Below are 11,944 nucleotides of genomic sequence, written 5' to 3'. Positions count from 1 at the left end.
AGTATATCTATTTAGAATCCTGTAATTTCTTTAAGTTTTTTGAAGAAGGCTTTTTTTCTAGGTGAATTAATTCCCCAATCTATAGGTACACTTTGGTAACCATCTTCAAAACCTTCTCCATCCAAGCGGAAATCAAAATACCCCCAAGAGGCATACGATTCTATTGCTGCTTTAAAATTGTAGTGATCTGCGTCAAAATCAAAATGGTCATCCTCTGTAAACAGAATTGGTTGGTTTGAAAATCCGGCAACATTTTTAGTTTTTTCAACCATCTCGGTAATTCCAGAAGGTTTATGAACACCATTACCATGAATCAAAATAAAATCTGACACTTTAAGTACATTTTCCTGCGGAATAATCCCGCCTCCGTAACTCGTTGTTACCAGTAATTTATTATTACTCATTTTCTTTACGCGTTGAATGAGTTCGTGTACACGAGGTTGTGTAAGAATGGTGTGATCGTATGGTCCGTTACATTCATTATTAATTTCGATAAGAATATTTTTATACCCCTTCTGAAGAATCCATGCAGTTATATTATCTGTAGCATTCAATACAGCTGATTCATCTTCTAAATCTTCATCTTGCCTAAAGTAAAAATACCCCAAAATAACCACCATCCCCAAATCATCAGCTTTGTTCAATACTTTTTCAAGACGTGCCATATAAGCTGGTCTCAAATTTCCTTTTTCATCAAAAGTAGAATTAATCCAATTGTGGTTTTTATATCCAAATGGGCCCCCACCTTGAAGATTTAATGAGAACGCTAATAGACCGTGTTTATGCCATTCAGCCATATTTGCAATAAACTCATTGGTATTTCTATTGGCATCCCATTTTTTAGTATCTGGATACTTAAACACATCTACAGTCTCAGGATTCAAATCATCAAAAATTCCCTGAACCATTCTGGAATTCATAAGTAATCCTTCAATTTTATTGCCTTCCCAAAATCGCCCTTTATACGTTAATTCCTCATTAATATAAAACTGATTATCTTTAATTGAAACCTTAGTTTTTAAATTAGGCTGCGCTAAAACAATAAGATTAAAAAAAACCATTGTAAAAACAAATAATACTATTTTAAATTTATTAAGTCTCATAGTGTTAGGATTATAATTTTAATTCCTTGTATAAATAAAACAAATACTCTAGTAAAAACTATCCTGTAAAACCATGTTAAGTAGTTTAAGGTTAATAAATTTACATTTGGTATTACCTATAGGCAGATAGTACAGGATAACTATTTTTAAAAAGTTTTTTAAATTTAAACACCCTGAAGGACACCGAGACCTTCCTGTAAAAATTATAATAAAACAACTACACCCAATTTATTTCCAAAAATAAAAAACGAAAGTATCTAGATTCTTTTTGTTTTTATTACAAATAAAACAACTTAAATGACTGAAGAAAAAATAACTAAACACCCAACTACCTATGACGCCATTGTAATTGGTACAGGAATAAGCGGAGGTTGGGCTGCAAAAGAGCTTTGTGAGAATGGATTAAAAACGCTAGTCCTTGACCGAGGTAGAATGGTAAAACATATTGAAGACTATCCTACAATGTATACAGATGACTGGGATTTAAAACATCGTGGTAAAGTTGCTCCTGATGAAATAAAAGGGCAAACAAAAAACCGTAGAAGCGGTTTTATCAATCAATATTCTAAACATTGGTTTGCAAATTATGAGGAGCACCCGTATAATGAATCTAAAAAATTTGATTGGATAAGAGGCTACCATGTTGGTGGACGCTCCATTATGTGGGGTAAACAAAGTTACCGTTGGAGCGAAATGGATTTTGAAGCCAACAAAAAAGATGGACATGGTGTGGATTGGCCCATTCGGTATAAAGATATTGAACCTTGGTACGACAAAGTTGAAAAATTCATAGGTGTTTCTGGGCAAAATCTAGGCTTATCCCAATTACCCGATGGAAAACTATCCCCGCCCATGGAGTTAAATTGTGTGGAACTAGATTTACAAAAAATCTTAAAAAACGAATTTGATGATGATCGATTACTAACTATTGGTCGTGTGGCGCATTTAACAGGAAACGCTATGCATGAAGGCCGTTCAAACTGCCAATTTAGAGCACGTTGCGTTCGTGGTTGTCCTTTTGGAGGCTATTTTAGTAGTAACTCTTCAACATTACCCGCAGCAGAACGTACGGGCAATATGCATTTACGGCCAGATTCTATAGCTTATGAAATTGCTTATGATGAAAAAACAGGATTAGCTTCGGGTGTAAAAGTTATTGATGCAAACACCAAAGAAAAACTGTTTTTTAAGGCATCTATTATTTTTAATTGTGCTTCTGCTATAGCATCTACAAGTATTTTAATGCAATCTAAATCTGAACGATTCCCTAACGGTATGGGTAATGATAGCGGAGAACTTGGGCATAACTTGATGGATCATCATTATGGCATTGGAGCATCAGCAGAAGTTGAAGGTTTTGATGATAAATATTACAAAGGCAGACGTCCAAATGGGTTTTACATCCCTCGATTTAAAAACCTTGGTGATGACAAAACAAACACTAAAAACTATGTTCGCGGATTTGGTTATCAAGGTGGAGCAAGTAGAACCAATTGGCAGCATGCCGTTGCAGAGTTAAGCTTTGGAAAGGCACTAAAAGACAAAGCTTTAAAACCAGGCCCATGGCGCATAGGCATGGGTGGTTTTGGAGAATGCTTACCATATCACGAAAACAAAATGATACTAGATTACAATAAGCTTGATGCATGGGGCTTACCAACTATAACTTTTGATGCTGAAATAAAAGAGAATGAACGTAACATGCGAAAAGATATGAAAGCCCAAGCGGTTGCCATGTTAAATGCCGCAGGGTATAAAAATGTGAGAGGTCATGAAAGAGAACCTATTTTGGGTGCCTGCATTCATGAAATGGGAACTGCAAGAATGGGAAAAGATCCAAAAACATCAGTTTTAAATAAACATAATCAAATACATGCCGTACCAAATGTTTATATGACTGATGGTGCTTGTATGACATCATCTGCTTGCCAAAACCCATCCCTAACTTATATGGCATTAACGGCTAGAGCAGCGAACCATGCCGCAACCGAATTCAAAAAAAATAAAAACACTTAAAATCATGAACAGAAGAACCGCTATAAAAAATTTAACCATGAGTTTGGGCTACACAGTAGCAGCACCAACTATTTTTAATATGTTATCTTCTTGTACGGCAGAAGTTGACACTTGGTCTCCTCTATTTTTATCTTCTGAAGAAAAACATATAGTAACCCTGTTGGTGGATATTATTTTACCAGCTTCAGACACGCCAGGTGCTTTAGATGTTAATGTGCCTCAATTTTTAGATATGATGTATTATGATATTGAGACCAAAGAAAATCAAGACCTATTTAAAAAAGGGGCTTCAATTTTTTCTGAAAAATTTAAAACTCAGTTTGGTTCTGACGTAGCAAAAGGCAGTAATGAACAGTTTCAAACGCTTTTAGCATCTTATTTCGATATTTCTGGTAAAGATACTGCCACTATTTTTAAAGAACAAAGGCTTCCTGTTGAAAAATTAACAACTCCACAGATAAAAAACCGTGCCTTATATAAGTTTTTAATTGCTGTAAGAACATATACGTTATTTGGGTATTTTACTTCTGAAAAAATTGGAGAAGAAATATTAAATTACGATCCTGTACCAGGAATTCAAATAGGTTGTATGTCTATCGAAGATGTTCCTAATGGAAGAGCTTGGTCTTTATAAACTAAAAAAGGATGACAAAATTATTCAAAATACTCTACCTTGTTTTCTGCATTTCATTTTTATTCAATTGTAAAAAAAATGAAGAAAATAAAACTTCGGAAATAAAAAAAACATCATGGAAAAACCTATTAACGAGAAACGATCTTAACGATTGGATTGTTAAAATTAAAGGGCATGAAGTTGGTAATAATTACAAGAACACTTTTGTAGTTGAAAATGGTATTTTGAAAGTAAACTACGACGAATATGATAATGTATTCAATAATTCTTTTGGACATATTTACTATAAAAAACCATTTTCAAATTATAAATTTAGAATGGACTACAGATTTACTGGCAATCAACTTTCGGATGGTGCTCCATGGGCAAAGAGGAATAGTGGTATTATGTTTCATTGCGAAGACCCAAATGGTATTGGTTTAAACCAAAACTTCCCTGTTTCTATTGAAGTACAACTTTTAGGAGGCAATGGCACCGATGAGCGTTCTACAGGAAACTTATGCTCTCCTGGTACACATGTAAAATACAACGATACATTAACTACACAGCATATTGTGCAATCAACTTCAAAAACCTATCATGGAGAGCAGTGGGTACATGTTGAAATAGAGGTTAGAAATGATTCTATTATCAAACACATGATCAATGGAGAAGAGGTATTACGCTATAGTAAACCGCAGTATGGCGGCAATGTAAATTTTAACGCCGAATTTTGGAAAACAAAACAGGGAATACCTTTAAAAAGCGGCTATATCTCACTCCAAAGTGAAAGCCATCCTGTTGAATTTAAAAATATCGAGATAATGGAATTATAAAGCAACAGCTTATAAAAAGAAAAGCCCTTTAGTGTTTTAAACTAAAGAGCTTTTCTTTTAATCACAAATCTAAAATAAAGATTATATCTGTTCTTTATACGACGAAAACAGATCTACAAACGGCTGCTCTCTTACTTCTTTCTTAGGATTATAATTTTTATTTACACTTGGCCAATAGCGCTTATCTATATTTAGTTTTAACCAATTCATTAATTTATTAAACATCTCTTTTTTTAATTCTGGGCGTTCTTCAGCTAAATTGTGTTTTTCAAAAGGATCTTTTTCTAAATTATATAAATACAATCTACCATACCAATCAAAAATAAGCTTATAATCACCATCCCTAATAGCAGAATGTGGTGTAAGCGCAAAAGGCTCATATGGACTATTATAAATTACATTAAACGGATAATGCCAGTAATGAGTTGTTTTTGAATAGCTTTTATTTTCATTATCTAAATCTGAGAGCATAGCTATTAAACTTTCGCCATCTAAATTATTTTGAGCAACAATTTCTTTTGAATTATATCCTGCCGCCTCTAAAAGAGACGGATAAATATCCGTACAGTCTACAGGAACATCTACCCACTTCCCTTCTTGCACTTTACCTTTCCATCTAAAAACTAAAGGAACTCTAATTCCACCTTCGGTAACACATGCCTTTCCTCCTAAAAATGGGTCGTTATTGGTTCCTTTATCATTTGGAGTAACTTCTGCATCTATACCTCCATTATCAGACATGAACACAACAAGCGTATTTTCTTCTATATTTAATACTTTTAATTTATTTAAAATAGCACCAACGGAACGATCTAAACTCTTTATCATAGATGCATAAACCGGGTCCTTATGCCCGTTCCATCCTTTACTTTCTTTAACATGAAAATGAGTTATTTCGTCGTCTTTTCCTTGGTACGGTGTATGAATTGCAAAATGTGAAAAATATAAAAAGAAAGGTTTATCGGTATTTCCAGCTTTATTTTCTATAAATTCAAGCGCCTGTGAGGTAAGATCATCGGTTAAATAATCCTCGTTAGTTTCTTTTCCCGAATCACCAATTTCTAGAGCCTCAGGAGAAACTTTTGGAAACATTTTATTGGTTCTATTATTCCAAGCCCCTTTCCAGTTATAATAAGCTGATCCCCCGGCATCATACCATGCTAAAGGTTGAAAACCTTGGTCTTTTGGTTGATACCCTTTTGCTCCAAAACCACCCACATGCCATTTACCAATAAAAGCTGAATGATAATCTTTCAAAGCTTCTGCTATAGAGAGTTCATCTCTACCTCCATCAATGGCATTTCCTGTTGGAACGGCCGAATTAGAAATTCCATTTATTAATGCTTGCTCTATCTTAATATTATCTTTATGCTCAAAAACATCGTGTACATAAAAGCCTTTAGGCACGTCTGCTTTTTGATTATAATAAGTTGCTCTTGGTGGCATTGCTGTAGTAAAACCAACACGTCCAGCATATTTACCGGTTAATATGCTTGCTCGTGTAGGTGAGCATAATTGGTTGGCATAAGCTTGTGAAAACGAAGTGCCTTCACTTACTAGTTTGTCAATATTTGGAGTTTCATAAAACATTTCATCCGGATGCGTGCCCGTAAACTTATTGGCATAAGCCTGGCTATCCATTATACCAAAGTCATCGGCAAGAATAAAAATAATGTTGGGACGTGAAATTTCTTCCACTTCCTCTTTATTTTTTTTGTCCTGTTTAAATTGGCAACCTACCAAGAGTAGTCCTATTAAGCAGTACATGCTATTTTTTATTACTGTCATAAATATATTATTTAATATGAATTTTGTTTTAAATAACCTGTTTTTACTATTTAATTGGATCCTTATGATGAATTTCATCCCAATGATCAATTCCAATAATTTCTTTATACTGGTCGTAAACTTCGGCTTCTTTTTCGGTACCAAAAGCTTGATACACCTTCCAAACGGGTTTAATACCACTAGGGTCTTCTTTATCATCAGGAAAACGTCTTAGCCCAATACGCAGTCCGCCTTCTTTACGATTATCTTGCCAATTATGATATTGAAAACCATCAATACCATCTAAAAACTTCAACTTTTTCATAGCATAAGCCATGCCTGCCGCTTGTTCTTTTAAATCTTGGGCACTGTAAGTTGGAGAGTTTGTTCCGTTTTCAGACAAGTATACAAGTCGTTTCTTTTGTCCTTTAAAAAGGACTTCAGGCTGTTTTACCCAAGCATCTAGCACTTCTAAATTCTTAAAAGTAATTAGCTTAGTATTAAAATCAAAGCTTACTTTGTTATCGAGCCAAGTCTTAGGCTCTCGTAACGACTCAGGGTAAGGGTGTTGCGCAATAGCCCACTCAAAATCGCCCTCAGCTTTAGAGTATTGTAACAATTGTTCAAGCAGTTCTTTAGAATGATAGAAATGTGGATTGGACGTCCAATTCCAGTAATGAGTAAGTGTTATAAATACTTTTGAATTGGGATTATATTTTCTTGCAATATTATGAGACATACGCATGGATTTATGGTATATATCCATAAAAACTAAAGCGGTTTTTTCTCCTGCATTCGTCCATACCCATCCAGCATCCACTTCGTTATGGATTATCCAATGATGGATACGCCCATATTTTTTATCAGGCCTCATATAGCGATTCGCCAAAAAATCTAAAACAGCAGCATAATACCTAACACCTTTTGGTGTGGTTAGGTTGGGCATGGTATAAATACCAGAAGGATCGCAATCTGGATGCTCTAGAATAGCGCCTATTTTTTTATCTAAAGATTTTGAAGCCTTATCCACAAGTAATATGGCAGACACCTCAATATTTCTTGCGGCAGTACTTAAAAACGTTTTATCTTGACGGTCTATTTCTTTTTTATCTACATAATAGGTTTCTCCCATATATTCAAAAGACATATTTTGGGGCGATGGACCAGAGCGAAAAAATCTATTTATCATGATATTCACCGTCACGCTAGTAATACCTAAACTATCCAAATCGGTATATGGCGCTGCCCGATTGATACTATAACCTCCCAACCCTTTTTTAGTAGCAGGTTTAACAAATGGGTAGCGATATTTCGGAACAACAGAATCGGTATATCTTGCATGAGAAACGCCTTTGTATTGATTATCTTCTTTTTCAACAATCATCCATTTTGACAACAATCTATCTTGTTTATATCCATTACGTTTTACATAGCGATTTACTTCAACATCAAAGTGCCCGTTTTTAGATTTTATAGGTTCCAAAAACTCAAATTTCTCCAATTCTGTTCCATTTTCATGAACATCAATTTCGGCTATATAATAGTTTTTTGTTTTTGAAATTTCTCCTGCCAATTTCACTTTGTCGTTGGTAACCAAAACATTTGATATGCTATTTGGAAATTCCTTATCCAAATAAAATCTTAAATCATTCTCAAAATTTAATTCCTGTTGCTTCTTTGCCTCCTTATTAGATTGAATATCTAACTCTCTAGCACTCATAGCCCGAAGTTCTAAGTTTCTTATTTGAATATTCAAAGCTGGGGCAGTTCCAAAATCCAATCTTAAAAAATCTCCTGCCTTTCCCCATTCTCCAACATATTCACTAAGATCCATTCTAAACAAAACCCATCCTTCGGTACTGCCTATATCACCAACCATAACACTCTTAACCTGTTCCCCTAAGGGATAAAAATACACCTCTATATGGTCTAAACCCGTTGGACAGAAATACTCAAACGAAAGTTGGTTATTTTCTTTAATTAAATTATGAGATAAAGGCTTTATAAATACATAAGGGTCTTCTCCCAAAGTCTTAACATCATATACATCATCCTCTAAAACACTTATTTCTATCTGATTATACTTTTGGGTATCTACATTTAAAGTCGTAGCGCCAGTTTGAGAAAAAAGACAAATAGGGAATATAAAAAAAAACAAAAGACACTTTTCCATAGTAATACTGTTTATCAAAGGTAAAAATACGTTGCATTTTTCAAAAAACTATCCTGTTGAATACGGTACGTCTACAGAAAGGGCATGATAGTATTATTATTCTTTCTAAATACTTTAGAGGTCTCTAAAACACTTACAGGAAGCCTATATAATTCTAAATATTAATGATATGAAGAAAACCTCCTTTTTAATTCTACTTTTTTTAATTCATGCACAAACATTTGCACAAGCCAAGCCTAATATTATTGTCATTTTCACAGATGACCAAGGATACGCCGACATTGGTGTAAATGGGCAAGTTGATGATATTAAAACCCCAAACATTGATTTATTGGCAAAAACTGGAGTTAGAATGACAGCAGGCTATGTAACCGCTCCACAATGTATTCCTTCTAGAGCAGGACTATTATCTGGTAGATACCAACAACGTTTTGGACTAGATCATAATGGCACTATACCGTTGCCCTTAGACGAAACATTAATATCCCAACGTATGCAAAAAGCAGGATACGTTACTGGTATGACAGGAAAATGGCATTTAGAACCTAACCATCAACAAGAAAAATGGTTAAAAGAACATATGCCCGAACTAAATATTAAAACAGTGAAACCAAGTGATATTCCTTTCGAAAGAAAAATACCTTATATGAGTTCTAATAGAGGTTTTGATGACACATTTCAAGGCTATATTCAAGACTATTGGACAACTTATACGTTAGACGGAGAAAGAAATATGGAAGCGCATTGGATAAAACAAGCGGGCTATAGACTGGATATTCAAACCGATGCAACGGTAAAATTTATAGAGAATAACAAAGACAAGCCGTTCTTTTATTATACATCCTATTTTGCGCCACACGTACCTTTAGGGGCTACAAAAAAATACATGGATCGTTTCCCTGAAGATATGCCAAAACGAAGACAATATTGCTTAGCCATGATGTCTGCTATAGATGATGGTGTTGGTAAAATAAAAGAGACCCTAAAAAAACTGGGGCTAGACGAAAATACAGTCATCTTTTTTATAAGTGATAATGGTGCGCCAATAAAACTAAACATGGCCGATACCCCAGGTGTTGGACCAGGTTGGGATGGCTCTAAAAACACACCTTGGGTTGGAGAAAAAGGTATGCTCTCGGAAGGAGGCATAAGAATACCCTATATTATAAATTGGCCAGCAGGTTTACCCAAAGGTTTAGTTTATGATAAGCCTGTTATTTCACTAGATGTTGCCGCAACCTGCATTGCTTTGGCTGGTTTACCAGAAACAGATGAGTTAGATGGCACCAACCTTATCCCCTACTTAAATAACACAAAAAAAGGCGATCCACATCAAGCCCTTTTTTGGAGGTTTTGGGGACAATCAGCTGTAAGAATGGGAGATTATAAATTTTTAAAGTCAGGAAAACACGAGTACCTATTTGATGTTACTTCAGCAGCCCATGAAAACGAAAATCTAATAAATACATATCCACGAAAAGCGAAAGTATTAAAGAAAAGATTAAAACAATGGGGACAGGAACTTAAAAACTCTGGAATACCAACAAAAGATTTTAACGAACAAGATTCAGTATTTAGAAATCATTATTTAAAATCAGTAAAATAACCAATAACATTAAAATGAAAACACTATTAAAATTACTATTTTTTATTCTTTCAATATCTACAAATGCACAAGGCATAGATAAGTCGTTATATGCTTTTGATTTTAAAATGGAGCACATCCCGATAGCCGAACGCGCAAAACTGTTTGCTAAATTAGGATATAGCGGTACAACACTTAGAGTGCAATCCGATAAACAAAGGGATATACTAAAGTCTTATTTAGAGACTAAGGAATTCTCTAGTGGTAAGCTTACCATACCCGTTGTGTTTTTCGGTTTCAATTTCTCAAATAATATTGAAACTCAAAACATAATGTGGCGAAGAACCTTAGCTGCGCTACCTCAAGGAACAGCAATGTGGGTTATTATAAATGGAAATGCCACCAAAGAAAAGACGCTCCTTCTATTAAAAACAATGGCTCAAGAAGCTCAAAAAGTTAATAAGGATATTGTTATTTATCCACATGATAACTGTTTTATAGAATCTGCAGAAGAAGCTATTCCATACATTGAAGAAGTTAATGAACCAAACTTATTTCTAACATTACATTTATGCCATGAAATGCGTGCCGGAAATGGCAATCGCCTTCTTGAGGTTGCTATAAAAGCAGCGCCATATTTAAAATTCGCTTCTATTTCCGGCACTAATGTAACCATGTTTGCAAATGATAAAGCAAATTGGTCTGACGCTATAAAACCACTAGATCAAGGCGATTATGACGTTTCTAAATTTGTTTCCGTTTTACAAAAAATAAAATTCAAAGGTAAAACGATGTTACACACCTTTGGTATTGAAGATGAACCTAAAGAGCATCTATCGCGCTCTATAACAAAGTGGAATACTATGGTAGATTCAACTTATAAAATCCAAAATAATGATCTCAATCATATTTTAGACAATCCAGAAAATGCCTATTGGGATAGCATTTCAAAATCGTGGTTTATTTCAAATTTAGGAGGCGAAAAAGTAACTCTTGAGAAAGATGGTTATGGTTGGATAACACGACTAGACGAAAACGGAAACATTATTTCTAATAGATGGATAGAAGGCTTAGATGCACCTACCGGAATGGCTTCATATAAAAATCTATTATATGTAGGAGACCGTGGAGTTTTGGTAGAAATTAATATTTCAACAGGTGAAATTATTAGGAAAATAAATTTACCAAACTCTGAATTTATTAATGATGTAGCCGCTTCTAGAAATGGAGATATTTATATATCTGATACCTTTACTAATACCATTTATAAACTTCCGGAAGGTGGTAATATTGAAATCTTTGTAAAAAATGACCTGTTAGAATACCCAAATGGTTTGTGGGTAGATAAAAATGAATTAATTGTAGCTACTTGGGGACCAATGACCAATCGCGCTACATTTGAAACAAGCAAAAAAGGAACTCTAAAGACGATAAACCTAAAAACAAAAAAAATAAGTCCTATTGGAAAAGGATTACCAATAGCAAACTTTGACGGTGTCATTAAATATGGTCCATATTATTACGCTACGGATTGGACAGGAGGAAGATTACTAAAAATTAACAAAAAAGGTGATGTAAAAGAAGTGATTTCTGGATTTTCACAATTTGCAGATTTGGGTATTAACCCAGAAAAAGGTCTCATCATGATTCCTGAAATGAGCAAAAATCGCTTCATTTTTTTTAATTTAAAATCATTCTAAACAAACATCATTAATAACTAATAATCAATTAATTAACACCAAAACCACTTAAAATAATTACTCTTTTCACTTATAATTTACAAGGTACTACAGGATAGACAAATTGGTTAATGAATATACTTTTGAACTAACATTTTTAACAAACAAACCA

The 11,944-nt window shown here is 34.2% G+C and carries 8 protein-coding genes; 5 read left to right on the top strand and 3 right to left on the bottom strand.

Features of this window, described 5'->3' with window-relative positions; all coding sequences use genetic code 11:
* Positions 1 to 11 precede the first annotated feature (11 nt).
* Positions 12 to 1,103 carry a hypothetical protein gene (locus QWY92_RS00935; protein ID WP_290267894.1) on the bottom strand — a complete coding sequence of 364 codons (1,092 nt, stop codon included), beginning with the start codon at positions 1,101 to 1,103 and terminating at the stop codon, positions 12 to 14.
* Between the two features lie 297 nt (positions 1,104 to 1,400).
* Here QWY92_RS00935 and QWY92_RS00930 point away from each other — a divergent pair, with 297 nt between their 5' ends.
* The 3 genes from QWY92_RS00930 to QWY92_RS00920 are packed head-to-tail and all read left to right on the top strand — an operon-like array spanning position 1,401 to position 4,568.
* The gene (locus QWY92_RS00930; RefSeq protein WP_290267893.1) at positions 1,401 to 3,119 is read left to right on the top strand and encodes a GMC oxidoreductase; all 1,719 of its coding nucleotides are present in this window, start codon (positions 1,401 to 1,403) and stop codon (positions 3,117 to 3,119) included.
* A 4-nt stretch (positions 3,120 to 3,123) separates the two neighbouring features.
* Positions 3,124 to 3,753, top strand: a complete 630-nt coding sequence (locus QWY92_RS00925; protein ID WP_290267892.1) for a gluconate 2-dehydrogenase subunit 3 family protein — start codon at positions 3,124 to 3,126, stop codon at positions 3,751 to 3,753.
* 11 nt (positions 3,754 to 3,764) lie between these two features.
* Positions 3,765 to 4,568: a 3-keto-disaccharide hydrolase gene (locus QWY92_RS00920; RefSeq protein ID WP_290267891.1), complete on the top strand. Its 804-nt coding sequence runs from the start codon at positions 3,765 to 3,767 to the stop codon at positions 4,566 to 4,568.
* An 81-nt stretch (positions 4,569 to 4,649) separates the two neighbouring features.
* Here QWY92_RS00920 and QWY92_RS00915 read toward each other — a convergent pair whose 3' ends face one another.
* Entirely contained in the window at positions 4,650 to 6,356 is a 1,707-nt protein-coding gene (locus QWY92_RS00915; RefSeq protein ID WP_290267890.1) for a sulfatase, read from the bottom strand.
* 46 nt (positions 6,357 to 6,402) lie between these two features.
* The gene (locus tag QWY92_RS00910) at positions 6,403 to 8,508 is read right to left on the bottom strand and encodes a DUF5722 domain-containing protein (RefSeq protein WP_290267889.1); all 2,106 of its coding nucleotides are present in this window, start codon (positions 8,506 to 8,508) and stop codon (positions 6,403 to 6,405) included.
* Between the two features lie 169 nt (positions 8,509 to 8,677).
* Between QWY92_RS00910 and QWY92_RS00905 the strand changes: the two genes are divergently transcribed.
* Complete coding sequence (locus tag QWY92_RS00905; protein WP_290267888.1) at positions 8,678 to 10,114, top strand: sulfatase family protein; 1,437 nt, start codon at positions 8,678 to 8,680, stop codon at positions 10,112 to 10,114.
* A gap of 14 nt (positions 10,115 to 10,128) precedes the next feature.
* Positions 10,129 to 11,793, top strand: coding sequence for a TIM barrel protein (locus QWY92_RS00900; RefSeq protein WP_290267887.1), 1,665 nt, complete (start codon positions 10,129 to 10,131; stop codon positions 11,791 to 11,793).
* Positions 11,794 to 11,944: the final 151 nt, after the last annotated feature.

This window comes from Algibacter miyuki (assembly GCF_030409805.1).
Lineage (GTDB): Bacteria > Bacteroidota > Bacteroidia > Flavobacteriales > Flavobacteriaceae > Algibacter > Algibacter miyuki.
The sequence above is the reverse complement of the archived record's forward strand: the minus strand, read 5'-3'. Positions and strand labels throughout refer to the sequence as shown.

Coding starts and splice junctions, on each gene's coding strand:
- QWY92_RS00910 (WP_290267889.1), bottom strand. CDS start 8,508: ATGGAAAAGTGTCTTTTGTTTTTTTTTATATTCCCTATTTGTCTTTTT.
- QWY92_RS00935 (WP_290267894.1), bottom strand. CDS start 1,103: ATGAGACTTAATAAATTTAAAATAGTATTATTTGTTTTTACAATGGTT.
- QWY92_RS00920 (WP_290267891.1), top strand. CDS start 3,765: ATGACAAAATTATTCAAAATACTCTACCTTGTTTTCTGCATTTCATTT.
- QWY92_RS00930 (WP_290267893.1), top strand. CDS start 1,401: ATGACTGAAGAAAAAATAACTAAACACCCAACTACCTATGACGCCATT.
- QWY92_RS00905 (WP_290267888.1), top strand. CDS start 8,678: ATGAAGAAAACCTCCTTTTTAATTCTACTTTTTTTAATTCATGCACAA.
- QWY92_RS00925 (WP_290267892.1), top strand. CDS start 3,124: ATGAACAGAAGAACCGCTATAAAAAATTTAACCATGAGTTTGGGCTAC.
- QWY92_RS00900 (WP_290267887.1), top strand. CDS start 10,129: ATGAAAACACTATTAAAATTACTATTTTTTATTCTTTCAATATCTACA.
- QWY92_RS00915 (WP_290267890.1), bottom strand. CDS start 6,356: ATGACAGTAATAAAAAATAGCATGTACTGCTTAATAGGACTACTCTTG.